The sequence below is a fragment of the Enterococcus sp. DIV1224 genome, from assembly GCF_050555455.1.
Classification (GTDB): domain Bacteria; phylum Bacillota; class Bacilli; order Lactobacillales; family Enterococcaceae; genus Enterococcus_B; species Enterococcus_B lactis.
In genome coordinates this window covers 1,534,483-1,559,639 of the sequence record NZ_CP187859.1, presented here as the reverse complement: position 1 = coordinate 1,559,639, position 25,157 = coordinate 1,534,483, and the positions used below count along the sequence as shown (strand labels likewise).

At 39.7% G+C, this 25,157-nt stretch carries 24 protein-coding genes and 1 riboswitch; of the genes, 21 read left to right on the top strand and 3 right to left on the bottom strand.

The window, feature by feature from the left end; all coding sequences use genetic code 11:
- Positions 1 to 6 precede the first annotated feature (6 nt).
- The gene (locus IGK53_RS07575) at positions 7 to 1,506 is read left to right on the top strand and encodes a flotillin family protein (protein WP_002292923.1); all 1,500 of its coding nucleotides are present in this window, start codon (positions 7 to 9) and stop codon (positions 1,504 to 1,506) included.
- A gap of 85 nt (positions 1,507 to 1,591) precedes the next feature.
- Here IGK53_RS07575 and IGK53_RS07570 read toward each other — a convergent pair whose 3' ends face one another.
- Complete coding sequence (locus IGK53_RS07570) at positions 1,592 to 2,194, bottom strand: FUSC family protein (protein ID WP_002292924.1); 603 nt, start codon at positions 2,192 to 2,194, stop codon at positions 1,592 to 1,594.
- A 104-nt stretch (positions 2,195 to 2,298) separates the two neighbouring features.
- Between IGK53_RS07570 and IGK53_RS07565 the strand changes: the two genes are divergently transcribed.
- Positions 2,299 to 3,255, top strand: coding sequence for an aromatic acid exporter family protein (locus IGK53_RS07565; protein WP_002292925.1), 957 nt, complete (start codon positions 2,299 to 2,301; stop codon positions 3,253 to 3,255).
- A gap of 426 nt (positions 3,256 to 3,681) precedes the next feature.
- On the opposite strand, the gene IGK53_RS07560 is transcribed toward IGK53_RS07565, so the two are convergent.
- Positions 3,682 to 4,638 (bottom strand): Gfo/Idh/MocA family protein, encoded by a 957-nt coding sequence (locus IGK53_RS07560; protein WP_002293271.1) that lies wholly within the window; start codon positions 4,636 to 4,638, stop codon positions 3,682 to 3,684.
- A gap of 173 nt (positions 4,639 to 4,811) precedes the next feature.
- Between IGK53_RS07560 and IGK53_RS07555 the strand changes: the two genes are divergently transcribed.
- The 14 genes from IGK53_RS07555 (at position 4,812) to purB (ending at position 19,023) form a co-directional block, all read left to right on the top strand.
- Entirely contained in the window at positions 4,812 to 5,372 is a 561-nt protein-coding gene (locus tag IGK53_RS07555) for a hypothetical protein (RefSeq protein ID WP_002293272.1), read from the top strand.
- Positions 5,365 to 6,189, top strand: coding sequence for a M15 family metallopeptidase (locus IGK53_RS07550; RefSeq protein WP_002329114.1), 825 nt, complete (start codon positions 5,365 to 5,367; stop codon positions 6,187 to 6,189). The genes IGK53_RS07555 and IGK53_RS07550 overlap by 8 nt, the downstream gene beginning before the upstream one ends.
- A gap of 9 nt (positions 6,190 to 6,198) precedes the next feature.
- A complete protein-coding gene (locus IGK53_RS07545) occupies positions 6,199 to 6,816 on the top strand; it encodes a glycoside hydrolase family 73 protein (protein ID WP_002315168.1) in 618 nt (205 codons plus the stop codon).
- A 17-nt stretch (positions 6,817 to 6,833) separates the two neighbouring features.
- A complete protein-coding gene (locus IGK53_RS07540) occupies positions 6,834 to 7,523 on the top strand; it encodes a hypothetical protein (RefSeq protein WP_002293277.1) in 690 nt (229 codons plus the stop codon).
- Positions 7,524 to 8,463: 940 nt separating this feature from the next.
- The gene (locus IGK53_RS07535; RefSeq protein WP_002329115.1) at positions 8,464 to 9,747 is read left to right on the top strand and encodes an ABC transporter substrate-binding protein; all 1,284 of its coding nucleotides are present in this window, start codon (positions 8,464 to 8,466) and stop codon (positions 9,745 to 9,747) included.
- Between the two features lie 15 nt (positions 9,748 to 9,762).
- A complete protein-coding gene (locus tag IGK53_RS07530; protein WP_002292246.1) occupies positions 9,763 to 10,650 on the top strand; it encodes a carbohydrate ABC transporter permease in 888 nt (295 codons plus the stop codon).
- Between the two features lie 14 nt (positions 10,651 to 10,664).
- Positions 10,665 to 11,501, top strand: coding sequence for a carbohydrate ABC transporter permease (locus IGK53_RS07525; RefSeq protein WP_002329116.1), 837 nt, complete (start codon positions 10,665 to 10,667; stop codon positions 11,499 to 11,501).
- Between the two features lie 2 nt (positions 11,502 to 11,503).
- Positions 11,504 to 12,127, top strand: a complete 624-nt coding sequence (locus tag IGK53_RS07520) for a hypothetical protein (protein WP_002329117.1) — start codon at positions 11,504 to 11,506, stop codon at positions 12,125 to 12,127.
- Positions 12,124 to 13,416, top strand: coding sequence for a Gfo/Idh/MocA family protein (locus IGK53_RS07515; protein ID WP_002292243.1), 1,293 nt, complete (start codon positions 12,124 to 12,126; stop codon positions 13,414 to 13,416). Before IGK53_RS07520 ends, IGK53_RS07515 begins: the two co-directional genes overlap by 4 nt.
- A gap of 356 nt (positions 13,417 to 13,772) precedes the next feature.
- Positions 13,773 to 13,870, top strand: a riboswitch (purine riboswitch).
- Between the two features lie 114 nt (positions 13,871 to 13,984).
- Complete coding sequence (locus IGK53_RS07510; RefSeq protein ID WP_002292242.1) at positions 13,985 to 14,566, top strand: xanthine phosphoribosyltransferase; 582 nt, start codon at positions 13,985 to 13,987, stop codon at positions 14,564 to 14,566.
- A 2-nt stretch (positions 14,567 to 14,568) separates the two neighbouring features.
- A complete protein-coding gene (locus IGK53_RS07505; RefSeq protein ID WP_002292241.1) occupies positions 14,569 to 15,876 on the top strand; it encodes a nucleobase:cation symporter-2 family protein in 1,308 nt (435 codons plus the stop codon).
- A 233-nt stretch (positions 15,877 to 16,109) separates the two neighbouring features.
- On the top strand, positions 16,110 to 16,598 hold the full coding sequence (gene purE, locus IGK53_RS07500) for a 5-(carboxyamino)imidazole ribonucleotide mutase (protein ID WP_002329118.1): 489 nt from the start codon (positions 16,110 to 16,112) through the stop codon (positions 16,596 to 16,598).
- Positions 16,591 to 17,715 (top strand): 5-(carboxyamino)imidazole ribonucleotide synthase, encoded by a 1,125-nt coding sequence (purK, locus tag IGK53_RS07495; protein WP_002309493.1) that lies wholly within the window; start codon positions 16,591 to 16,593, stop codon positions 17,713 to 17,715. Before purE ends, purK begins: the two co-directional genes overlap by 8 nt.
- 12 nt (positions 17,716 to 17,727) lie before the next feature.
- Complete coding sequence (purB, locus tag IGK53_RS07490) at positions 17,728 to 19,023, top strand: adenylosuccinate lyase (RefSeq protein WP_002306865.1); 1,296 nt, start codon at positions 17,728 to 17,730, stop codon at positions 19,021 to 19,023.
- A gap of 179 nt (positions 19,024 to 19,202) precedes the next feature.
- Here purB and IGK53_RS07485 read toward each other — a convergent pair whose 3' ends face one another.
- Positions 19,203 to 19,580 carry a hypothetical protein gene (locus tag IGK53_RS07485; RefSeq protein ID WP_002329120.1) on the bottom strand — a complete coding sequence of 126 codons (378 nt, stop codon included), beginning with the start codon at positions 19,578 to 19,580 and terminating at the stop codon, positions 19,203 to 19,205.
- A gap of 255 nt (positions 19,581 to 19,835) precedes the next feature.
- Here IGK53_RS07485 and purC point away from each other — a divergent pair, with 255 nt between their 5' ends.
- The 5 genes from purC to purF are packed head-to-tail and all read left to right on the top strand — an operon-like array spanning position 19,836 to position 25,138.
- On the top strand, positions 19,836 to 20,564 hold the full coding sequence (purC, locus tag IGK53_RS07480) for a phosphoribosylaminoimidazolesuccinocarboxamide synthase (protein WP_002292230.1): 729 nt from the start codon (positions 19,836 to 19,838) through the stop codon (positions 20,562 to 20,564).
- Complete coding sequence (purS, locus tag IGK53_RS07475; protein ID WP_002292229.1) at positions 20,564 to 20,818, top strand: phosphoribosylformylglycinamidine synthase subunit PurS; 255 nt, start codon at positions 20,564 to 20,566, stop codon at positions 20,816 to 20,818. The genes purC and purS overlap by 1 nt, the downstream gene beginning before the upstream one ends.
- A 1-nt stretch (position 20,819) precedes the next feature.
- Complete coding sequence (gene purQ / locus IGK53_RS07470; RefSeq protein ID WP_002292228.1) at positions 20,820 to 21,491, top strand: phosphoribosylformylglycinamidine synthase subunit PurQ; 672 nt, start codon at positions 20,820 to 20,822, stop codon at positions 21,489 to 21,491.
- Positions 21,492 to 23,714 (top strand): phosphoribosylformylglycinamidine synthase subunit PurL, encoded by a 2,223-nt coding sequence (gene purL, locus IGK53_RS07465; protein WP_002292227.1) that lies wholly within the window; start codon positions 21,492 to 21,494, stop codon positions 23,712 to 23,714.
- Positions 23,699 to 25,138, top strand: coding sequence for an amidophosphoribosyltransferase (purF, locus tag IGK53_RS07460; protein WP_002292225.1), 1,440 nt, complete (start codon positions 23,699 to 23,701; stop codon positions 25,136 to 25,138). The genes purL and purF overlap by 16 nt, the downstream gene beginning before the upstream one ends.
- Positions 25,139 to 25,157: the final 19 nt, after the last annotated feature.

Here is a 25,157-nt window from a genome sequence, read left to right as displayed (position 1 = left end):
TGTTAAATGGGAATACCAGTTGTTTTTATCGCGATCGCAATCGCAGCGTTGATTTTGCTGATGCTACTGATCGTCTTTGTAGCGAAGTACCAAACAGCAAAACCAGATGAAGCGTTGATCATCAGTGGAAGTTATTTAGGAAGCAAAAATGTACACAAAGATGAAAGTGACAACAAAATCAAAATCGTGCGAGGAGGCGGAGCGTTCGTCTTACCGGTTTTCCAACGTTCGAATAGAATCAGTCTATTATCTAGCAAATTGGACGTTTCTACTCCAGAAGTGTATACAGAACAAGGCGTACCGGTGATGTGTGACGGTACTTCGATCATTAAAATTGGTTCTTCTGTAGAAGAGATTGCTACAGCAGCAGAACAGTTTTTAGGTAAGACTAGAGAAGAATTGGAGAATGAAGCAAGAGAAGTATTGGAAGGTCACTTACGTTCGATTCTAGGTTCTATGACTGTAGAAGAAATCTACCAAAATCGTGATAAGTTCAGTCAAAGCGTACAAGAAGTCGCTTCTGTAGACCTTGCAAAAATGGGATTAATCATTGTTTCTTTCACTATCAAAGAGGTCAGAGACAAAAATGGTTATCTTGACTCTTTAGGGAAACCAAGAATCGCCCAAGTCAAAAGAGATGCAGATATAGCAGAAGCAGAAGCTTTAAAAGAAACGCGTATCAAAAAAGCTCAAGCAGAAAAAGAATCACAAGCAGCTGAATTACAACGACAAACAGAAATCGCCGAATCATTGAAAGAAAAAGAATTGAAACTAGCAACCTACAAACAAGAACAAGATGTTGCTAAAGCGAAAGCAGACCAAGCCTACAACTTGGAAAGCGCCAGAGCGCAACAACAAGTAATCGAGCAAGAAATGCAAATCAAAATCATAGAGCGTCAAAAACAAATCGAATTGGAAGAAAAAGAAATTACACGTCGAGAAAAGCAATACGATTCGGAAGTGAAGAAAAAAGCAGATGCCGATCGTTACGCTAAAGAACAAGAAGCACAAGCTCAAAAAGTCAAAGAAGTGACCGAAGCAGAAGCCGAACGTTTCCGTGTGGAAGCACTAGCAGAAGCGGAAGCCAATAAGACAAGGTTAGCTGGACAGGCAGAAGCAGAAGCAGCATTAGCAAAAGGAAAAGCAGAAGCCGAAGCAAAACAAAAAATTGCCAATGCCTTCAAGGAATATGGCGAAGCAGCTGTCTTGAGTATGGTTATCGATATGCTACCGCAATTGATGCGCGAAGCAGCACAGCCGCTAGGAAATATCGAAAAAATCTCTGTTGTCGATACAGGAAGCAGCTCAGGAGAAACCAGTGGAGCGAACCGAGTGACAAATTATGCCACAAACTTGCTTTCTACTACTCAAGAAACATTAAAAGCGACAACAGGACTTGACTTGAAGGAAATCGTAGAGAATTTGTCGACACGTGGGACTACTAGCCAAGTAAATATGTATGAAGCACCAAAAGAGGCAGAACAACACTCGATGAAGGAAGAATAAAGTAGGACACTTCACCGATCAATAAAAAATGGAGGAAGGCTTTTCAAGTCCTTCTCTCCATTTTTTATGTTATTTCAAAAGAAAATCAGTCCTCGCTATTTTTCTTTTGTTTTTGGATCTTAGCTTCTATCTCTTGTAAACTTGTTCGCAGCAATCGTTCTTTCTTTTGGAGTTCGACCAAATCTTCTGATAGTTCTTCCTTCTTTTCTGTTTCAGGCGGACGAAGAAAGAAATTGATACCGATCGCAATGAATGTTCCTATAAAAGTATCTAGTACTCGTTGGATCGCGTACAAAGCAGATTCACCTTGAGGGATACTCAATGCGATCAGCAATAACGTAGCGATTGCGGAAATGATGCCGGAATTATTGTTGATGCCGTCTGACACGACAATCACAATAATTACTAGAATAGGAAGCAGGATCAATTCTACCAAAAAATCATTGTGAAAATAGCTTTTGACAAAAAAATAAATGATAGCTAGTGTACCACCTAATGTGTTGCCAATGATCCTAGATTTTCCAAAAGAAACGGTTGTAGTCAAGTCCTGACGCAAAGAAAAAACAGCAGATAATGCAGCAATCATTGGGATTCCTCGTTGAGTCAAATGAAAAAACAAGATACATAAAAAAACAGCTAAGGCACTTTTGATCGTACGCATACCTAGTCGAAAACGGCCAAATTGCATAGAGATTCTCCTTTTTGTTCTTTTTACCATCATACCTAAACTTTTGTCTGATAGCTAGTTTTTCATTATTCAAGTATAATTAAAACAGAAAAAGGGGGGAGTAAATGCGTATAGGAATGCGAACAATCAAAACGGTGATCAGTGTCTTCTTTTCAATGGTCACAGCGGGTAGCTTATCGCTATTGTATTGGCCAGCTGCAGGAATCATTGCATTATTGAGTGTGGGAAATACAAAACGCTCTACATTGCGTACAGGGATGAATCGAATCGCAGCCTTTATATTAACTACGGCAACAGCGCTGTTCAGTTTTTTTGCTGTTGGGTATACTATTTTTGGCTTCAGTCTTTTTTTATTCCTGTTCATCCCACTTGCCTCTCGCTTCAAATTAACTGAAGGAATCGTCGTAAATTCAGTTTTGGTCACTCATTATTTAGTGGAGGAAAACATGTCTTGGCAGCTGATCGGCAATGAAGCGGGATTAATGGCGATTGGATTAGTATTTGCTTTGCTTGCGAATGTCTATATGCCAGATCGTACGAAGCAGCTGAAGGAAAACCAAATACAGATTGAAAAAGAATTTCGGAATATCTTGAGACAAATGGCAGAATTTCTTTTATCGGAAAATAAAGGAGATGTGCAGATCAAATGCGAACATTTGCTGACATTCATTCGCGAAAGCCAAGAAGATGCCAGAGAACATCAAGAAAACTACTGGCTCAGACAGCCGCTATACTATGAAACTTACTTCTCTATGAGACGAGCCCAGGTCAATGTGATTAAAGACATGTTGGAAAATCTAGAGCGGATCCAACAACCAGCTTATTATGGAAAACATATCTACGGTTTATTGATTTATACGGCAGAAACATTTTCAGAGTCAAATGATGGCAGACAAATCTTAGCGCGTATTGAAGAAGTTTATGTATTGTATCGGCAAATGCCTCTGCCGACTAGCCGCCCTGAATTCGAGGACCGAGCAGAATTGTTCCAGTTTTTGCAGTCTTTTAAAAGTTTTATTGAAATCAAGGCAGAATTCTCCCAACAAAAAATCAAAAAATAGAGGTTTTGAATTCAGCTAATACTCAGGTCAAAAAGCTGATTTCACAACCTCTTTCTTAAACGGTGTTCAATCAGCTGACTCTCGATATTAGCTCAAAAAACGGCAAAATATGAGGAACTATTTTTCCGTTTATTTCTCTAATATTCAGGTCAAAACGCTGATTTTACAACCTCTTCTTTAAACGGTGTTCTCCTGCCAACTCCTCGGTCACAAGTCACAATATTCAACAAACATGAGAAGCTGTTTTTGAAATTGCTCCTTGTGACTCGGAGCTGAACGGCAGGCTCACGACCTCTTGGTATAAACGGTGTTCAAAAAGCCAGTTTCTCGGTATTAAGCCAAATTTATGCAAAAATGTGGAAAGCCATTTTCACAAAATTTTTCTTAATACTCGAAACTAAGCTGCTTTTTCACAACCTTTTAAAATTACATATTTTTCCATAAAACTTGCATTTGATCCAAGATGTCGATGACATCTTTTGTCAAGAAGAGAGAACGATTTGGCAAGTCACCTTCGATCATGTGTACCATATTGTTTATTTCGTAATTCATGGCTTCAGAAGTACGCCCGCTTTCGATGAATTCCTTCGTACCGTCTGTAAATAGGATCTCCGCACGATCCGCACGAGGATAATCAGCAATCGTCACATAGCCGTTTTCAAAGGCAACGATCCCGACTTTTGGCATTTTTGCCTGAAAAGTCAAGCTGACAGCAGCAAGTTCATTTTCTTTGTTGCGCAAAATAGTGACTGATTGCTCGTCTACGCCTGTTTCAAAAGGGACCATTGTAGAGGCAACTACTTCAGGCTGAGAACTCAAAAAGAAACGAGCGAAAGATACCGCATACGTACCGATATCCAATAGAGCTCCACCAGCTAATTCAGGATTGAAGAATCGGTTTTCTGGATCTGGTTCCTTATAACTGCCGAAAGGTGCTTGGATCATTTTTAAAGCCCCTAGTTTTCCTGTATCCATTATTGAGCGTAATTGCTGATAAAGCGGCATGTTGAAGATAGTCATGGCTTCTGCTAAAATCAGATTCTTTTCTTCTGCTAAACGCATAGCGTCAGCCAGTTCTTTTTTGTTCATCGTGATGGCTTTTTCGCATAAGACGTGTTTGCCTGCTTCCAATGCTGCCAAGATATGGTCGATATGCTGTTTATTTGGTACAGCAATGTATATGATGTCGATTTCAGCATCGTCTAACATTTCTTGATAGCTTCCGTAAGCTTTTGGAATATTGTAACGGTGTGCGAATTTTTCCGCTTTTTCTGAAGTTCTGGAAGCAACCGCTGTTAGTTCACTTGTCTCTTGATTGAAGCTTTCGGCAAACTCATGTGCGATGGTACCTAGTCCAACGATTCCCCATTGATATTTTTTCATCTGAAAACGCTCCTTCATAGTTGGATTGAGATTCTTTTCTGTCTATCATTATAACAAAAATCACGAAGAATGAAGGGGAGAGGACTTGAAACATTAAAAAAAATGAAAGCAGCGATTTAACAGGTGCTTTTTGACTAAAACTTAAGTAGAATAGTTAAAAGGAGGGGATAAACGTGCATCAAGTATATATTGATCTTATTATGAGTGTATTATTGGAACAGTTTGAAACTGAAAAAAACTTTTTAGATGAATACTTGCTGATCAGCCCAGAACAATGGCAAAAATGGAAAGATGGCGAGAAAAATTTGCCTTCTGAAGCGATGCAGAAAGTAAAAAATCTTTTCACTGATTATGAATGGATGCTTACGCAAAAGATTTTGCGTCAAACGATTATTTTTCCCGAGAAACGAAATATTGCTGTTGCAGAGTATAAACAAATTAAAACACGTATCGCGCAAAAATGGCTAAGCAGCAAAGCAGCAAAAGTCGAGCTGATTCCTTTGAAAAACAATCAGCAGGCTGGTAGGTACCTTGACTTGAAAGTAAGTATTCAATATGATGAATGGGGCTATGACGATATTTTGAATTTTCGTCTGCCAGCAGATGTTCAAAAACAGATTGAAGGAGAAAAAATCGAACTTCTTGATTGGGTGAATGAAAATCTGGAAGAAACTTACGTTCATGATACGAACGGGGAACGTGAAGAACAACGAAAGGATTTTTCAAGTGAATAAATTTTTAGGAATTGGAGCAGTTGTGATTATGATCGCAGCAATGGGCTATGTTATTTTTAGCGATGATGACGCGCATGTTCAAGCCGGCAATCAAACGGTCGAACGAACAAGCACCAAAACAACTGCTAGTAAAGAAAAGAACAGTCAAACAACAAGCAGCAAGGCAAAGGACAAAGAAACACAAGATCGTACATCCAAACAATTGCCAGATGTTAAAACAGACGATTGGCAGCTAGTTTTGGTTGGTCCAGATCACAAATTAGAAAAAGAAATCGATGAGTCTACTCAATTGGCATCATTGAGTAATGGCTATTTGATCGACAAACGTATTGCTCCGGAATATGAAGCATTTGCTAAAGCTGCCGAAGAAGCTGGGTTTCCGTTAGTTATGGTTTCAGCTTACCGGTCTGTATCATCCCAACAACAAGTTTTCGAACAAAATGTCCAAGATGTGATGAGTCGCCAAGGTGTATCAGAAGAGGAGGCGACAAAAATCACTAAAGAAACGATTACGGAGCCAGGATACAGCGAACACCACACAGGTCTGGCAGTCGATGTCGTCGATCAAAACTGGTACAACAGTTATCCTTCTACTGTATTGGATGCAAGTTACGGAGATCAGCCTGGAGCTAAATGGATTGCAGAGAATGCTGCGCAGTATGGATTTATCGTTCGTTATCCAAAAGGACGCGAAGATATAACTAAAATCACATATGAACCTTGGCACTTACGTTATGTCGGTAAAGAAAATGCTGAGTATATCACCAAACACCAATTGACGCTAGAAGAATATCTGAATGAATTAAATGAAAAGTAGGAATTGATCATGGCGAAAAAAAAGTGGAAAAAGCAAAAGCGTAAGAATATCCGTTGGCCAGCAGTGGTTGCCGGTGTAGTAGTGATACTCCTAGCCTTTGTTTTTTCCTTGAAGAATCTGTCTTCTCCTTTTACTGATAATCAGCAAGAAAATGAAGCGCAATCCCATCAGCAATTTATTGAACGGCTTGTTCCACATGCCCAAGAACTACAAGATGGTTATGGAGTGCTTCCTAGTATCATTTTAGGACAAGCTATATTAGAATCGAATTGGGGAAAAAGTACCTTGGCTAGCAAATACAATAATCTTTTCGGGATCAAGGCTTATGGGGATCAGAAGAAAGTAAGCCTGGAAACAAAGGAATTTGTTAACGAAGAATGGATAACTATCCAAGGAGACTTCAAAGTGTATGATTCATGGGAACAGTCCATGGATGACCATACACAACTGTTCGTCCAAGGAGTAGATTGGAATCCTGCACTGTATGAAAAAGTGATTACGGCCACCAATTATCAGGAAGCCGCACAAGCATTGCAAGATGCAGGTTATGCGACAGACCCCGGTTATGCGCAAAAAATCATCCAGGTCATCGAGACGTACCAGTTGAATCAGTATGACCGGAGATAGCAAAGGAGAAGTGGCTGATGGCAGAACAATTTACGCCGGAAATCATGACGGAATTGAGAAAAGATATCGTAAGAGTACCGGAAATCATTTTAGAAGCAAGCGGGATCAAGATATTTGGAAAATTGATTCGTTCGATCATCTTTACTACGGATATCGCAATCATACGAAATACAAATGCGAATGCAGTAATTGCTGTGTATCCTTTTACACCACATCCAGCAATTACTAAAAGTATCATTGAGGCAGCTGATATTCCGGTTTTTTCCGGTGTAGGAGGCGGATTGACACAAGGTGCTCGTTCTTCTTACATGAGCATGTTTGCAGAAGCGCAAGGTTCTTTAGGGGTCGTTTTGAATGGTCCTACACCTTTAGAGACAGTGAAAGAAGTTTGTCGAGTAGTTGATATCCCAGTTATCAGTACGGTAACATCGAAATATACAGAAATTGATGAAAAGCTAGCAGCTGGTATTTCGATTATCAATATCAGTGCGGGAAAAGAAACTGCAGAAGCAGTACGTCATTTTCGTAAAAAGTATCCTGAACTTCCTATTATTGCGACAGGCGGACCAACGGAAGAAAGTATTGCTGAGACCATTCAAGCAGGAGCAAATGCCATCACGTATACGCCGCCAAGTAGCGGAGAGCTTTTTAGTCGTAAAATGGAAAAATATCGGGAAACTGAAAAAGGAAACATGGATAACAGGTAAGAAGTAGAGGCTGGGACAGAAGCGTTTAACTCCAAGAAATAAAAAGGAATTCACGAAATTTGCTTTTCAAATTTTTGTGAATTTCAGCTTATTTCCGAAGGAGTTGCTTCTGCTTCCGCCGTTTATACGTATTTAGAGCGTGAGACAAAAGTGTTCTTTACTTTTGTCCCACGCTCTTTTTCCGGTTAAATGGTGTTCTCTTACCAATTCCTCGGTCACAAGTCACAATATTCATCAAACATGGGAAGCTGTTTTTTTTAAATTGTTTCTTGTGACTCGGAGCTGAATGGCAGGCTCGCGACCTCTTTTATACTTGGTCCTATTTGTTCGAAATTCAGAAATAAAAGAAGATTTTTTTGTTTTTTTATCTGTAATGTACATATAAACGGTCGGAATATGTTGTTATTATTAGCTTTACGTCAAAAAAATGTCTTGATTTATTGAAGCGCTTTCTATAGAATGAAAAACGAATAAAAACTAAAAAAGGCACCCGGCAATTTAGTAGCAGCTAAATCGCCGGGGCTTGAAAAGTCAGCGGGAACTGACCAATCAAGTTGCCATAGTCAATGCTTGTGCATCGACGTGTATATTGTACCTAATTTCATACAGAATTACTAGTTATTTTTTCTGATTTTTTAGGGAATAATATACGCAGAGTGGCACGCTTATTTAGCTATGTCAAGGATATTGGACGGTTGTCTGATATCCTTTTTTCTTTGCGCAATTATCCTCCCATCATTGAAGCAAGAAGTGTTTGTAGCAATGGAAAAAGAATCAGCACTATCTAATTTTCCTTGAAAGTATTGAGTTGTTCATCCTAGGCAGAACAAAAAGGCAAGCCTTGGTTTTTATTCGCCTTTAAAAAAGATAGTTTTATAAATATATACTGTATAAAAATACAGTATATTGAAAAATGTCAATGGAAGTAGAGGTGTAGAAAATGAAGAAAAAAATGAGAATCATCTTAGCATTAAGTGTTATGTTATTATTCTTGACGGCTTGTGGGCAAGAGGATGACGAAAAAATCACGTTGAACATGGCTTGGTGGGGTTCACAAGTTCGACACGATGCAACGGTAAAAGTAATCGAGCTTTACGAAGAAAAAAATCCTCATGTGACGATCGAGTATGAATTCTATGATTATGAAGGATATTACACAAAATTAGGTATGCTAGCAGCATCAAATGATATCTGGGATATTTTTCAATTAAATAATCAATTTCCTCAATACATCAATCAGATTGAACCATTAGATGAATATGTGGAGCAAGGGATAATTGATGTTTCTAATGCAGATGAATCCTATTTGGCAACGACGATTTACGACGGGCAATTAGTTGGACTGTCCAACGGGGTGAACTCGTTTGCGATTGCTTACAATAAAAATATATTTGAACAATTAGGTATCCCTGAACCTGCTTCCAATTGGACATGGGAAGAATTTGAACAAATCAGCTATCAAATCACTGAAGAATTAGGGATCTATGCTATTTCAAGGTTCGAAGATTTTATAGCTGGCTGTATTATTCAAATACCGCAAGTTGAGAAAGGATTGAATTTTTATAATCAGGAGGATTTATCTAACAGTTTGGGATTCGAAAATCCGGATTATTTAACAGATTTTTTCCAACTGCGTAAAAATCTGGTAGACAAAGGTGCCCATCCAGAACCGGGTGGTGGAGCTGCAAGTACGACAGATCTGTCTTTTCAGGCAGTTAGAGATAGCGAAGCAGCGATGGTTTTTCTATCAAGTAACCAGTTGACAGAAATTTTGTCAGGCGCTCCTGAAGACATGGAAATTCGATTGATTAATCCCCCTCGCAGAAAAGCAGATGGAGAATCTGGTATTCCTTTACGTTCTTCGCAAATGCTGAGTATGGCAAAAAATTCAGCACACAAAGAAGAAGCGGCTAAATTTATTGATTTCTTCCAAAACAGTGAAGAAGCCAATGAGATTTTAAAAGGAGAACGCGGTGTACCAATCATGTCCAATATTCGAGAACAACTCGCTCAGACAGATGATACAACTTTACAAGCGACATTCGACTATTTAGAAATGATCTCCGATATGGACAACGGTGAAGTAAATGTTTTTGACAGCGCTTTAAATCCAGAGATCCAAGATCAATACAATCTTTTGGTAGAAAAAGTCATCTATGAAGAAATGACGGCAGAAGAAGCAGCAGAGAGTCTTTATGAGTTTGCTTCAAACATTCTGGAATAGTAACAGGAGGAAAGCATGAAAAAAGAAAAACTAAAACGATTCATGAATCAAGATAACGTGGTCGGTTACGTATTTGCTTCTCCATTTATTCTAGGATTTCTATTGATAACGGTAATACCGATAATCTTGTCTCTTTATTATTCGTTCACCGATTATCGTCTGGGGAATCCAGTCTCATGGATCGGCTTGGATAGTTATATAAAAATGCTAAGTGATGCTCGTTTTTTGAACTCCATTCGAGTTACTTTTCTCTATGTATTTGCCTCTGTGCCTGTGAAACTGATCTTTGGTCTATTGATTGCTTATCTTTTAACGAGAAATATCAAAGGAACGACTTTCTTTCGTTCTTTGTATTATGTACCTAGTTTAATTGGCGGCAGTATTTCTATTGCTCTAGTGTGGCGAGAATTGTTTTCTAAAAATGGGTTAGTGAATATTTTTCTAGAACGACTAGGCGCACCAGCACTTTCCTGGTTTGGCGATCAAAAATTGGTCATGATCCCTCTTGTTTTGATGTCTGCTTGGCAATTCGGTTCGGCAATGATCATCTTTGCTGCAGGTATCAAAGAGATCCCAGCCTCGTATTATGAAGCGGCAGAGATCGATGGAGCGAACAAATGGCAGTCGTTTTACAAGATCACGCTACCTCTTCTTTCGCCAATCATTTTGTATAGCTTGGTCATGCAGACGATTGCAGCGTTTATGACTTTCACGCAAGCGTTCATCATTACCCAAGGTGGTCCGAATGATGCCACGAACTTTTATGCTCTTTATGTGTATAACCAAGCATTCTCTTTTAATTCTATGGGGTATGCTAGTGCTATTTCGTGGATCATGCTGTTGATCATGGGTGCTGTCACCTTTCTGATTTTCAAATCATCAAAAAAATGGGTCGTTGTGTGAATGGGGAGGAAAAAATGAATAAAACAGTAATGAAATGGTTCCAGTACGGGTTTATTTTGCTATTAGGTCTAGTCATGATTTATCCAGTCTTATGGATGATCGCAGGTTCTTTTAAAACGGATCAAGAGATTCTGAGTGGTTCACTGAATTTGATTCCAGAAACTTTTCGATGGGAAAATTACGCAGAAGGATGGGCAGGTTTTGCTGGAATCTCATTTTTCACGTTCTTTAAGAATTCGTTTGTCATCTCTGCGGTATCAACGATCGGGATAGTGCTGAGCTCGACTTGTATTGCTTACGCATTATCGAGGATCGATTTCAAAGGAAAAAGGTTCTGGTTCGTCGTCATGTTAGTAACGATGATGATTCCTGCACAAGTGATTTTGATTCCGCAGTTTATTATTTACAATCGGCTGAATTTGGTTGGTACGTATGTGCCGCTGATTTTACCGCACTTTTTTGGACAAGCATTTTTTATTTACCAGATCATGCAATTCATGGTTGGTATCCCCAAAGAGTTAGATGAATCTGCGATTATTGACGGATGCAGCAAATATAGTGTCTTTACCAAAATTATTTTTCCTTTGCTGAAACCTTCGATCATCACCACGATCATTATCCAGTTTTATTGGAAATGGGCTGACTTTATGGGACCGCTGATCTATTTGAACAAGCCGAGATCTTATACCGTATCGATTGCCATCAAATTATTTGCAGATGCTGGATCTAGCACGACTTACGCCAGTATGTTTGCGATGTCTACGCTGTCTCTGCTGCCGGTTTTTCTGATTTTCTTATTCTTCAATAAATATCTCGTTCAAGGAATCAGTACAAGCGGCTTGAAAGGCTGAATATGAAAAAGCCAATAGAGGAGATGTTTCTTTACAAGATCAACTACTATTTCTGTCGGATTTTTTTAACCAGTCTTATCAGTCATGGTCTTTTCGCTTTTTTTCTAGGATGTTTTTTCACTTTAGGATTAACGCTTTCTGCTCATGTTATCTATCTGATTTATTTTTTGATGATGTATCCTGCTTATTATCTATCTGCCCATTATTTGGCGGAAAAGAAGGTAGGTTGGCGGAAAGAAAAAATCAAAAGGTCATGTTTCATTGTTGCGTTGTTTCAGCTGTTCGTTCTTATTTTTGCAGCTGATTGGTATTTGTTCATAGAAAAGGCTGATGCTTGGTATCTGATTCCTTTTCTATTGTGTCTGTTGCTTTTTGTATCCCATGGTTTTTTTAGTACGCTAATTGATGTCTGCAAAGAAGAGAAAGCAGATAGTCTTATTTATTTGATCAAAAGGAATATCTGGCTGTTGTCAAAAAACGTCAAAGGGTTTCTGTGGTATTTCTGTCTTTTGTATGTGCTGTTTTGGTGTATACAGTATGATTTTTTACTTGCTGCATTGCTGTATCCTGGACTGCCGTTTGTCACGGCATGCTGGTTAAAAGAAAAGGAGAATGAGTTTAAATGAAGAAAAAATATGTACAAGTCGGTCTTGGCGGAAGAGCTCGCTTTTTTTATGAGGCAATTGCCTCTACGTATCATCAAACTTGTGAACTGGTCGGTTTTTGTGATGTGTCTCAAACAAGAATGGATTATGCAAATCGAGTACTTGTGAACAAGTATGGACAGAAGAAAGTAAAGACATGTATGCCATCGCAATTTGAACAGCTACTGGATGATGTACAGCCAGATGAAGTCATTATTACGTCAGTAGATCGAACGCATCATGATTATATCATCCGTGCAATGAGAAAAGGGTATGATGTTATTTGCGAAAAACCTCTGACTATTGATGAGGAAAAAGCGCAAGAAATAATAACTGTCCAAAAACAAACGGGAAGGAATCTGCGAGTCACTTTCAATTATCGTTATGCGCCATATCACACGAAGATAAAGGAACTGCTGGAAAAAGACATAATCGGCGATGTTTTCTCTATCCACTTTGAATGGTTGCTGAACACGCAGCACGGGGCAGATTATTTCAGAAGATGGCATCGAAATAAACACAATAGTGGCGGACTTCTCGTGCACAAATCTACCCATCATTTTGATCTGGTGAACTTTTGGTTGAGTAGCCAGCCAAAAAAGGTATTCGCATTTGGTGAATTGAATTTTTATGGAATGCATAATGCGGAAAAACGCGGAGTAGAAACATTTTATAGTCGATGCTATGGAAGCGAACTAGCCAAAAATGATCCATTTGCTATAGATCTATCAGCCAATGAGGAATTACGAGAAATGTATTTAGAAGCAGAAGAAGACAGTGGATACATTCGTGATCGCAGTGTATTTTCCGATGATATCTCTATTGAAGATACGTTAGGAGTGACGGTCAAATACGAGACTGGTACGATATTGACGTATTCGCTAAATGCGTATATGCCGTGGGAAGGATTCAATGTTTCTTTTAATGGCAGCAAAGGACGGATCGAAATGAAAGTGATCGAAAAGTCCTATATCAACGCTGGTGGAGATAAAACAGACGAGGGAGCAGCCGTTCTTCAGTCCATCCAGCTCTATCCGATGTTCGGTGAACCCTATGAGGTAATCGTTGAACAAGAAGCAGGCGGACATGGCGGAGGAGATCCACGTTTGTTGGATGATCTATTTGGCGAAGCAAAGGAAGAAGATCCGTGGAATCGAGCAGCAACTCACGTAGATGGTATCCTGTCGATCTTGACAGGAATTGCAGCAAATCACTCTATTGCTTCAGGAAAAGCAGTGGCGATTGACGAACTTGTCAGCTTCAAGGAATAAGAAGGAATTTACGAAAATTATTTCCTGTACGTTATAAATCTGTGCGCTATTGCCGTAGGTTGTCTTTGGAACACTATTTATTCGAAAGAAGGGTTGTGACACGTTTTTTTTCACAATCCTTTTTGTGTGGAATAGAATTTTTGGATAAGTGAAAATAAAAATAACTATTTAAACCCGAACAAAAAGGAGTAATGCATTAAAAATCATTAGATTTTACAAAAAAATAAGTAAACCACGTTGTCAGTTTCAGAAAGTAGTGTTAGACTATTTTCAATATTTGAAACAACATTCTTTATTCAAATATGTCAAACTGCCTTCACGTGCAAAACAGTTGCAAGAAAATGATTTTACACTATTATTAGTTTTACATACCTACTTATATATCGTCATAATATGGATGACAGTTTCTAGCCAGTACCGTAAATGCTGGACTATAAGTAAAAGATTGGCTATTTCACCCTTCTTTTCTTATGATAAAGTGGAGGGTGTTTTTCTTTAACAGAAACATAGTAGGTTTTTGCACAAAAGCGGTTTTTTGGTATTAATAAATGATAAAGGAGCAAATAAAGTGAAAGAATTAGTTGAACGTATTCAAAAAGACGGACGTATATTAGGCGAGGGCGTACTAAAAGTCGACAGTTTCGTCACTCACCAAGTAGACCCTGTATTGATGGAACAAATGGGACAACGGTTTGCAGAAGTATTTAAAGAACAAGGGATCACGAAAGTTGTGACCATTGAAGCTTCTGGGATCGCACCAGCTTTATTTGCTGCAAAAGAATTAGGTGTTCCAATGATCTTCGCCAGAAAAGCAAAAAGCTTGACGATGGATGAAGAATTATTGACGGCTTCTGTTTATTCTTTTACGAAACAAGTGACAAGTACGATTTCTATTTCTCGTAAATTCTTATCTTCAGAAGATAAAGTATTGATTATTGACGATTTCTTGGCAAACGGACAAGCGGCAAAAGGATTGATTGAATTATGCCAGCAAGCTGGAGCTCAAGTAGAAGGAATCGGGATCGTCATTGAAAAGTCTTTCCAAGATGGACGTCAGTTGCTTGAAGAAATGGGATTGAGAGTCGTTTCTCTTGCACGTATCGCTTCCTTGACGAATGGACAAGTTGAGTTTCTTGAGGAGGATGCATAATCGTGGAAAAAGAAACACAAAATGGAAAAGCCGCGGTTTTAGGGCTGCAGCATCTGTTAGCGATGTATGCAGGAGCAGTAGCGGTGCCTCTTTTGATCGGTACAGGACTAGGCTTTAATCAAGAACAGATGACTTACTTGATTTCAATTGATATCTTTATGTGTGGATTAGCAACATTATTGCAATTGACCGTTAACCGATTTTTCGGAATTGGCTTGCCTGTTGTTTTAGGATGTGCGATCCAAGCAGTAGCGCCGCTGATCTTGATCGGAACTAATGAAGGAGTAGGAGCTATTTACGGATCTATTATCGCTTCAGGTATCTTTGTTGTGTTAGTTTCAGGTATCTTTTCTAAAATCAAGAAATTATTCCCGCCTTTAGTAACAGGAACGGTTATCACCGTTATTGGTTTGACATTGATTCCAGTAGCAATTGAAAAAATGGGTGGCGGTAATGCAACAGCGGCTGATTTTGGTGACAAAACAAATCTACTACTTGCATTTGTGACGATTCTCCTCATTGTAGGTGTGCAAATGTTGGCAAAAGGGTTCATTCGTTCCATCGCGGTATTGATTGGTTTAGTCGGTGGAAGCATCTTAGCTGCTTTCATGGGAATGATCGATCTGAGTGCGATTGGAGATGCACCGTTGTTCCATGTCCCACAACCCTTTTATTTTGGTAAGCCAACTTTTGATGTATGGTCGATTTTACTGATGATCATCATTTCTATGGTCAGCATGGTAGAATCAACGGGTGTATATTTTGCGCTTGGTGACATTACTGGAAAGAATGTTGGAGAAGAAGAATTGAAAAAAGGATATCGTGCAGAAGGACTTGCCGTTATCTTAGGCGGTATTTTCAATACATTCCCTTACACAGGCTTTTCTCAAAATGTCGGATTGGTTCAACTTTCGGGTATCAAAACGAGAAAACCTATCTACTTCTCTGCGTTCTTCTTGATTGTTTTAGGATTATTCCCTAAAATCGGTGCGTTAGCACAAATCATTCCTGAGCCGGTACTTGGTGGAGGAATGTTAGTCATGTTCGGGATGGTGGCAGTCCAAGGAATCCGTATGCTGTTGGAAGTTGATTTCAGCAATGATAAAAATCTATTGATTGTTGCTGTTTCTGTTGGATTTGGGCTAGGTTTCAATATTACGCCGACATTATTCAGTCAAATGCCTCAAACATTGCAAATGTTCACTGGCAATGGCATCGTAATGAGTAGTATTACGGCGATCATATTGAATCTGATCTTTAATGGTTTAAAAAAAGATGAAGAAATAGTAGAAGAAGCCTTCAAAAAATAATGAAGTAAAAGAAAAGTTGTGAAACCAGCGTTTTGAGTGAATAGCGAGGATCAGCTGATTGAATACCATTTATATTAAAAAAGGATGTGACATCACTTTTGTTACATTCTTTTTTTATGCCTTCGACAAACACGAACAATAAAATGGTTTTCTTTATCAATATTCGAAATTTCTTTGACATCAAAAAATACGATTGTTAAAATATGGGTGTAGAAAAACTGGGAGGAAAAACAATGACAGCAAAAATCTCTGTGATTATGGGGAGTACTTCAGATTGGGAAACAATGAAAGAAGCATGTCAAATATTGGAAGAATTCGGTGTGTCTTATGATAAAAAAGTCGTTTCTGCTCATCGCACACCAGATTTGATGTTTGAATATGCACAAAGCGCTCGAGAAAAAGGAATCAAAATCATTATTGCAGGAGCAGGTGGAGCCGCCCATCTACCGGGGATGGTTGCGGCAAAAACAACTTTGCCGGTTATCGGCGTACCGGTCCAATCACGAACATTAAATGGTTTAGATTCGCTTCTGTCGATTGTTCAAATGCCTGGAGGCGTGCCTGTGGCTACTACGGCAATCGGAAAAGCTGGAGCAATTAATGCTGGACTACTTGCGATACAGATGCTTTCCATGTATGATTTAGAATTGGAGGCTAAATTGGCTGAAAGACGTTCAATGTTGGCTAAAACTGTTATAGAAAGTAGTGATCAACTTGGTTAAACCTTTGTTGCCTGGTTCAACGATCGGGATCGTCGGCGGCGGTCAATTAGGTCGTATGATGGCGATTAGTGCAAAAGAAATGGGCTTTAAAGTAGGTGTGCTGGATCCTGTAAGTGATTGTCCAGCCGCACAAGTTGCAGATTGGCACATTGAAAGTGTCTATGATGACACCTTTGCGCTGAAAGAGCTTGCTAGAAGAACAGATGTCATTACCTATGAATTTGAAAATGTCAGTGTAGAGGCGCTAAATGCGATCTTACCCATGTCATTTATTCCTCAAGGGACAGACTTGCTTGCGATTACGCAAGACCGCCTATTGGAAAAATCTTTTTTGGAAACGAACAACATCGTGATTGCTCCTTATGCAACGATCGTCAGTCCGACAGATATCCAAGATGCGATTGACGGGATCGGTTATCCTTGCGTTTTGAAAACCACTCGAGGCGGTTATGATGGCAAAGGGCAGTATGTTTTGAAAAGTCGTGCAGACTTGGCCCCTGCAATGGATCTTTTAAGAGAAGGAACCTGTGTTTTAGAAGCTTGGATCCCATTTGAAAAAGAGATTTCGATCATGGTGGCAGGAAATGGACAAGGAGATTTCACAACTTTTCCGGTCGTGGAAAACATCCATCGAAACAACATTCTGCACGAAACGATTGCTCCAGCCGCGATTGATCAGGATGTGATTGAGGAGGCTGAGCGTATTGCCCGTGTGATTGCAGAAGCAGTAAGCCTTTCAGGTGCTCTAGGGGTAGAAATGTTTTTAACAAAAACAGGCGGGCTATATGTGAATGAATTAGCCCCTCGTCCTCACAATTCTGGGCATTATTCTATCGAAGCTTGTTCTATGAGTCAGTTCGATGCCCATATTCGAGGTATTTGCGGCTGGCCATTAGGAGAAAAAGTGCGTCTGACAAGCAATGCAGTGATGGTCAATGTTTTGGGAGAACAACTGTTGGAAAGCTATCGCTTGATTGAGAATAAGCCAGACTGGCAATTCCATTTCTATGGAAAAAAACAAGCGAAAAAAGGTCGCAAGATGGGACATATCACTATCTTGACAGAAGACATCCAGCAAACGCTGGAAGAAATCAAACAAACGAATATTTGGGATTAGAGGAGAAAAAACATGTTAGAACGTTATACACGCCCTGAAATGGGGAATATCTGGACGGAAGAGAACAAATACCGTGCGTGGCTCGAAGTCGAGATTTTAGCAGATGAAGCTTGGGCAGAACTTGGTGAAATCCCGCAAGAAGATGTGAAAAAAATCCGCGAGCATGCATCATTTGATATCGATCGTATCTTGGAAATCGAAAAATCAACACGCCATGATGTCGTTGCTTTTACACGAGCAGTTTCTGAAACATTGGGAGAAGAAAGAAAATGGGTCCATTATGGTCTAACAAGTACGGATGTCGTAGATACTGCTTATGGCTATCTCATCAAGCAAGCAAATGATATTTTACGGGAAGACTTGAAACGTTTTACGGAAATCATTGGCGAAAAAGCAAAAGAACACAAATATACAGTGATGATGGGCCGAACACACGGTGTCCATGCGGAACCAACTACTTTTGGATTGAAACTTGCCACATGGTATTCAGAAATGAAACGGAACATCGAACGATTCGAACATGCGGCAAAAGGAGTAGAAGCAGGAAAAATTTCAGGAGCAGTGGGGACGTTCGCAAATATCCCACCATTTATTGAAGAGTATGTATGTAAACAATTGGGGATCCGTCCGCAAGAAATCTCTACTCAAGTTCTCCCTCGGGATCTACATGCTGAATATTTCTCAGCGATGGCACTTATTGCTACAAGTATTGAACGCTTTGCAACAGAGATACGCGGATTGCAAAAGTCTGAAACACGTGAAGTAGAAGAGTTTTTTGCGAAAGGTCAAAAAGGTTCTTCTGCTATGCCGCACAAAAGGAATCCGATCGGTTCAGAAAATATGGCTGGTCTAGCCAGAGTGGTGCGTGGACACATGGTCACTGCCTATGAAAATGTCACGTTATGGCATGAAAGAGATATTTCTCATTCTTCAGCCGAACGAATCATCTTGCCTGATACCACGATTTTATTGAATTACATGTTAAATCGTTTTGGCAATATCGTTAAAAATCTAACGGTCTTTCCTGAAAACATGAAGCGGAATATGTCTGCAACATTTGGTTTGATTTATAGCCAGCGCGTTATGCTGAAATTGATTGATAAGGGAATGACAAGAGAAGAAGCTTATGATCTTGTTCAGCCAAAAACTGCGTATGCTTGGGACAACCAAGTTCAGTTCCGCCCGCTGTTAGAAGAAGATCCGACCATCACATCGGTCTTATCTAAAGAAGAAATAGACGATGCCTTTGATTATCATCATCATTTGAAAAACGTTGACGTGATATTCAAACGAGTAGGTTTGGAATAAAGAAGAGTGAGTTGCAAAATTCAATTAAAATAGAATAGCAAAAATAACCAAAAAAGAAGCAGATCCGTTAGCGGTTCTGCTTCTTTTAGTTTATTATGTTTTCTTATCAATGATAGGAACCTGATTTTAAAAGCGACTACCTCTTTACCGTGCCTCTTTACATACAAAAAATAGAGGAATTAAGCGTAAATGGCTTGGCTATTATAACTAAAATGCTGGTTATGGAGATATTGCAGCAAATTTTCGAGAAAAGCATATTCCATCTCTTGTCCATTAAATAAGATCTGGATACGATAGTGATTTTTGAAACGTTTCTGCTCGTGGATCTGACTGATTAAAAGTTCGCCTTTGTGTTCTGTCCGATAACTAAAAGTCCTTTTACGGCATTCAGCGCAACGCTTAGCTGCTCGGCGGATTTTCCGAAAGGTATAAAAACTAGTATCTTTATTGCATAAATAAACGTCTTTGATCGACAATAAATCATTATATAGACAGGAACGTTCTTCAGCCGTTAATTCTGATAAAAAAAGCTGACCTTGTTTTATTGCATCTTCCATCGGCAAGTGCCTCCTCGATCCAGTTATCCAAATTTTTAGTTAATTTTAATATACCATCATTATATATAAATGTAAACGCTTGTTGATGAGGGGATTTTTGTACTTATAACAAAACACGAACATTAAAAGAATCTAATGCCTTTAATGTACATATTTATATTGATTTCTAAAAAGATGATTGTTAAAATTCAAAGTGAAAACACGAACAAAAATCGATGTATTTGCTTTCAATGTAAACAAAAAGGAGAGTCAGACATGGAGAAAAAAGAACTTCTGTACGAAGGGAAAGCCAAAAAATTATATCTTACCTCTGATGAAAACTTGATTTGGGTAGAATACTTAGATCAGGCGACTGCGTTGAATGGCGCGAGGAAAGATCAGATAAGTGGGAAAGGAGAATTGAATAATCAAATCACAAGTACGATTTTCCGCTATCTGACCCAGCGAGGAATAAAAAATCATTTTATTGAACAATTATCTAAAACCGAACAATTAGTAAAAAAAGTACAAATCATCCCTCTGGAAGTAGTTATCCGAAATATTGCAGCAGGAAGTTTCTCAAAACGTCTAGGTGTTCCTGAAGGCAAAAAATTAATCGAGCCAATCGTTGAATTCTACTATAAGGATGATCAGTTGGATGATCCTTTTGTCAATGAAGACCATATCTATTACTTGCAACTGGCAAAACCGGAAGAAATCAGTGAGCTGAAAACCCAAGCATTAGCTATCAATAAAATTTTGATCGAATTATTCGCTAAGGTTGGTCTGGTTTTAGTGGATTTCAAGCTTGAGTTTGGTCGGTCGAATGGAAAAATGTTGCTTGCGGACGAAGTAACACCGGATACTTGCCGATTATGGGATGAACGTACGAATGAACATATGGACAAAGACGTTTACCGCAGAGGCTTAGGTGATCTGATTCCAGTCTATCAAGAAGTATATAACCGTCTATCGGAACTAACTGAAGAAAAGGAGCGAGTATGATGTATTTCGTAAAAGTTTATATAACCTATAAAGATTCAGTGTTAGATCCTCAAGGAGAGGCAGTAAAAAAAGCAGTCCATCGTATGGGATATGAAACAATCGAAGATATCCGTATCGGAAAATACTTTGAGATACAACTTGCTGATACAGAAGAACCAATCGATACAGTGATTGAAACGATTTGTGACAAGTTGCTTGCAAATGTAAATATGGAAACATACCGATATGAAATCAAAAAAATGGAGGAAGTATAACATGAAATTTGCGGTCATCGTTTTTCCGGGTTCAAATTGTGACGCAGATATGTTATGGGCAGTTCGCGAGATTATGGGCGCTGATGCCGAATTTGTACGGCATGATGAGTCCTCTTTAGAAGGTTTTGATGGGGTTTTACTGCCGGGAGGATTCTCCTATGGTGACTATTTGAGATGCGGTGCGATTGCTCGGTTTTCTACAATCATGGAAGAAGTGATTCGTTTTGCTGAAGAAGGGAAACCCGTATTCGGTACATGTAATGGATTCCAGATATTGACAGAAGCTGGACTGTTGCCAGGTGTACTGAGACGAAATGAGTCTTTGCATTTTATTTGTAAAACTGTACCATTGAAAGTCAACCCTAAGACAGCCTTTACTTCAGAATATGAAGCAGATGAAATAATCTCTCTTCCAGTTGCTCACGGGGAAGGAAATTATTTCTGTGACGAAGAAACACTTGAAGAACTGAAGGAAAATAATCAGATCGTCTTTACTTATAATGACAACATCAACGGCAGCGTGGAAAACATTGCAGGGATTACGAATAAAGCGGGGAATGTGTTAGGAATGATGCCTCATCCAGAACGTGCAGTAGAAGACTTGCTAGGATCAGAAGATGGGAAACGGTTCTTTGCTTCCATTTTAAAAAACTTCGGAAAGGTGACCGTATAGATGAAAACATTGAATGAACCGACAGCTGAAGAGATCAAGAAAAAAAGAATCTATGCCGAATGGGGATTGACTGATGAAGAATATCGAATGATCGAAGAAGATATCTTAGGAAGAATGCCTAATTATACGGAAACTGGACTGTTTTCTGTTATGTGGAGCGAACATTGTTCCTATAAAAATTCTAAACCGGTTCTACGCAAATTTCCTACTAGTGGACCTCATGTCTTGCAAGGCCCCGGAGAAGGCGCAGGTATCGTCGACATCGGTGATGGACTAGCAGTTGTCTTCAAAGCAGAAAGTCACAACCATCCCTCAGCCGTGGAGCCTTATGAAGGAGCTGCGACAGGAGTTGGCGGAATCATCAGAGATATTTTCAGCATGGGGGCTCGTCCAATTGCGCTGCTAGATTCATTGAGATTCGGCGAATTAGATAATCCAAGAACAAAATATTTACTAGAAGAAGTAGTTGCAGGTATCGGCGGATACGGCAATTGTATCGGCATACCGACTGTAGGTGGCGAAATTGCATTTGATCCTTGTTATGAAGGAAATCCATTAGTCAATGCAATGTGTGTAGGTTTGATTGAACACAAATATATCCAGAAAGGGCAAGCCGCTGGTGTCGGCAATTCGATCATGTATGTAGGAGCAAAAACAGGTCGCGACGGCATCCACGGCGCAACTTTTGCCTCAGAAGAATTTAGTCAAGAAGAAGAACAGCAACGTTCTGCTGTACAAGTAGGCGATCCTTTTATGGAAAAGCTGCTGCTTGAAGCGTGTTTGGAATTAATCTTGCATCATTCGGATTCTCTAGTAGGTATACAGGATATGGGAGCAGCAGGACTTGTTTCATCTAGTGCGGAAATGGCTTCAAAAGCTGGTTCAGGACTTATATTGACATTAGACGAAGTCCCACAAAGAGAAACTGGAATGACGCCTTATGAAATGATGCTATCGGAATCCCAAGAACGGATGTTGATTTGTGTCAAATCAGGAGAGGAAGAAAAAATCCAAGAACTATTTCAGAAGTATGATCTAGATGCAGTCACTATCGGTAAAGTAACAGACGACGGGCAATATCGTCTATATCATCAAGGGAAAGAAGTAGCGAATCTGCCAGTCGATGCGCTGGCTGAAGATGCGCCAGTCTATCATAAAGAGATGAAAGAACCAGCTCGAATCGCAGATTTTCAGCGGTTGGCTCCTTATCAGCCGGTTATTGAAGAACCTGGACAAGTATTGCTTGATCTGCTGCAACAACCGACGATTGCTTCGAAACGTTCAATCTACGAAACTTATGATTCACAAGTACAAACCAATACAGTTGTCTGTCCAGGAAGCGATGCGGCTGTGATGAGAGTCAGAGGGACGAACAAAGCATTAGCGATGACCACAGACTGCAACGCTCGTTATCTCTATTTGGATCCAAAAGTCGGAGGACAAATAGCAGTGGCAGAAGCAGCTAGAAATATCATTGCTAGCGGTGGCAGACCCTTGGCGATCACCGACTGCCTGAACTATGGTTCTCCTGATAAACCAGAAGTTTTTTGGGAATTATCGACTTCAGCTGACGGCATTGCTGCTGCGTGTGAAACGTTAGGAACTCCTGTTATTTCAGGAAATGTCTCTTTATATAATGAAACGGACGGTCAAGCAATCTATCCAACACCGATGATCGGTATGGTCGGATTGATCGAGGATCATGAACATATCACTACTCAGGAATTCAAAAAATCAGGGGATCTAATCTATATATTAGGCAAGACGTTTGCAGATTTTGATGGCAGTGAATTACAAAAGATGCAGCTTGGAAGAATCGAAGGGGTGATTCGAAACTTTGATCTAGCCGTTGAAAAGAAAAACCAGGAGTTAGTATTGACAGCCATCCAAAACGGATTGATTGAAAGTGCCCATGACTGTTCAGAAGGTGGCTTGGCAATTGCACTGGCAGAATCAGCTTTCAAATATCAGTTAGGTTTATCTGTGCAGTTTGGCTTGCCCTCTGCTCAATTGTTTGCAGAAACTCAATCAAGATTTGTATTGACAGTTGCACCGGAAAACCAGACACGATTCGAAGAAATGATGGGAGATGCTGCTGTTTTAGCAGGTAAGGTGACGGATGAAGCGATAATCGAAATTTCAGCAACTGACGGTCAAATCAAAATAGAAACAGCAGTAGCAAGAAAGTGCTGGGAGGATGCAATCGTATGTCTTATGAAGTGAAGAGTTTAAATGAAGAATGCGGGATCTTCGGTGTTTGGGGTCATCCAGACGCCGCTAGTGTGGCATACTTCGGGCTCCATAGTCTTCAGCATCGAGGACAAGAAGGTGCGGGTATCGTGTCCAATGATCGAGGAAAGCTCATGGGTCATCGAGACCTGGGTCTACTTTCTGAGGTATTCAAAGATCAAAGAAAATTGCAGCAGTTAACAGGAGAAGCTGCAATCGGACATGTACGTTATGCAACAGCAGGCAATGGAAGTGTGGACAATATTCAGCCTTTTCTATTCAAATTTCATGATCAGTCGATCGGCTTAGCGCATAATGGTAACTTGATCAATGCTCGCTCTCTTAGAAAAGAGTTAGAGGAAAATGGGGCGATCTTCCATTCCAACTCCGATACGGAGATATTGATGCATTTGATCCGACGAAGTGAAGAAACAGATTTTTTAAATAAATTGAAAAGTGCTTTAAATGAAGTCAAAGGTGGCTTTGCCTATTTATTAATGACAGAAACGGCAATGATTGCCGCTTTGGACCCGAATGGTTTTCGTCCATTAGCAATCGGACAAATGAAAAACGGAGCATACGTGATTGCCTCGGAAACTTGTGCATTAGAAGTTATTGGGGCACGTTTTATAAGAGATGTCCAGCCTGGTGAGATAGTGATCATCAATGACAAAGGAATCCAGATTGATTGCTTTACGAAGGACACGCAGCTTTCTATTTGTTCGATGGAATATATCTATTTTGCCAGACCGGATTCAAATATCGCAGGGATCAATGTGCATACTGCACGGAAAAACATGGGACGGAATTTAGCGAAAGAATCGCCAGTAAAAGCAGACATGGTCGTTGGTGTACCTAATTCTTCTTTGTCAGCCGCAAGCGGTTATGCAGAAGCAAGCGGTATCCCTTACGAAATTGGATTAGTAAAAAATCAATACATTGCCCGAACATTTATCCAGCCGACGCCAGAACTAAGAGAGCAAGGCGTCCGAATGAAATTATCTGCTGTACGCGGGGTAGTGGAAGGGAAAAAGGTGATTATGGTTGATGATTCGATCGTTCGGGGCACGACAAGCAGACGGATCGTCCATCTTTTGAAAGAAGCAGGAGCAAAAGAAGTACATGTGAGGATTGCTTCTCCTCCTTTGAAATATCCGTGTTTTTATGGGATTGATATTCAAACGCGTAAAGAACTCATTGCGGCCAATCACACGATTGATGAAATCAAAGAATGTATCGGTGCCGATTCTTTAGGTTTTTTAAGTGAAGAGGGCCTGATCGAATCGATCGGTCTGGAAAAAGATGCCCCGTATTCAGGATTATGTATGGCTTATTTCAACGGAGATTATCCGACGCCGTTATATGACTATGAAGAAAAATATCAGGAATCACTAAAAGAAAAAGTATCGTTCTTTTAAAAGCAGATCAAGAAGGGAG

What these genes read in the sequence shown, in the direction of transcription:
- purE (WP_002329118.1), top strand. Translation starts at nt 16,110, where the DNA reads ATGACAGCAAAAATCTCTGTGATTATGGGGAGTACTTCAGATTGGGAA.
- IGK53_RS07515 (WP_002292243.1), top strand. Translation starts at nt 12,124, where the DNA reads ATGAAGAAAAAATATGTACAAGTCGGTCTTGGCGGAAGAGCTCGCTTT.
- IGK53_RS07525 (WP_002329116.1), top strand. Translation starts at nt 10,665, where the DNA reads ATGAATAAAACAGTAATGAAATGGTTCCAGTACGGGTTTATTTTGCTA.
- purL (WP_002292227.1), top strand. Translation starts at nt 21,492, where the DNA reads ATGAAAACATTGAATGAACCGACAGCTGAAGAGATCAAGAAAAAAAGA.
- IGK53_RS07540 (WP_002293277.1), top strand. Translation starts at nt 6,834, where the DNA reads ATGGCAGAACAATTTACGCCGGAAATCATGACGGAATTGAGAAAAGAT.
- IGK53_RS07535 (WP_002329115.1), top strand. Translation starts at nt 8,464, where the DNA reads ATGAAGAAAAAAATGAGAATCATCTTAGCATTAAGTGTTATGTTATTA.
- IGK53_RS07545 (WP_002315168.1), top strand. Translation starts at nt 6,199, where the DNA reads ATGGCGAAAAAAAAGTGGAAAAAGCAAAAGCGTAAGAATATCCGTTGG.
- IGK53_RS07565 (WP_002292925.1), top strand. Translation starts at nt 2,299, where the DNA reads ATGCGTATAGGAATGCGAACAATCAAAACGGTGATCAGTGTCTTCTTT.
- purS (WP_002292229.1), top strand. Translation starts at nt 20,564, where the DNA reads ATGTATTTCGTAAAAGTTTATATAACCTATAAAGATTCAGTGTTAGAT.
- purC (WP_002292230.1), top strand. Translation starts at nt 19,836, where the DNA reads ATGGAGAAAAAAGAACTTCTGTACGAAGGGAAAGCCAAAAAATTATAT.
- purB (WP_002306865.1), top strand. Translation starts at nt 17,728, where the DNA reads ATGTTAGAACGTTATACACGCCCTGAAATGGGGAATATCTGGACGGAA.
- purQ (WP_002292228.1), top strand. Translation starts at nt 20,820, where the DNA reads ATGAAATTTGCGGTCATCGTTTTTCCGGGTTCAAATTGTGACGCAGAT.
- IGK53_RS07485 (WP_002329120.1), bottom strand. Translation starts at nt 19,580, where the DNA reads ATGGAAGATGCAATAAAACAAGGTCAGCTTTTTTTATCAGAATTAACG.
- IGK53_RS07530 (WP_002292246.1), top strand. Translation starts at nt 9,763, where the DNA reads ATGAAAAAAGAAAAACTAAAACGATTCATGAATCAAGATAACGTGGTC.
- IGK53_RS07570 (WP_002292924.1), bottom strand. Translation starts at nt 2,194, where the DNA reads ATGCAATTTGGCCGTTTTCGACTAGGTATGCGTACGATCAAAAGTGCC.
- IGK53_RS07520 (WP_002329117.1), top strand. Translation starts at nt 11,504, where the DNA reads ATGAAAAAGCCAATAGAGGAGATGTTTCTTTACAAGATCAACTACTAT.
- purF (WP_002292225.1), top strand. Translation starts at nt 23,699, where the DNA reads ATGTCTTATGAAGTGAAGAGTTTAAATGAAGAATGCGGGATCTTCGGT.
- IGK53_RS07575 (WP_002292923.1), top strand. Translation starts at nt 7, where the DNA reads ATGGGAATACCAGTTGTTTTTATCGCGATCGCAATCGCAGCGTTGATT.
- IGK53_RS07560 (WP_002293271.1), bottom strand. Translation starts at nt 4,638, where the DNA reads ATGAAAAAATATCAATGGGGAATCGTTGGACTAGGTACCATCGCACAT.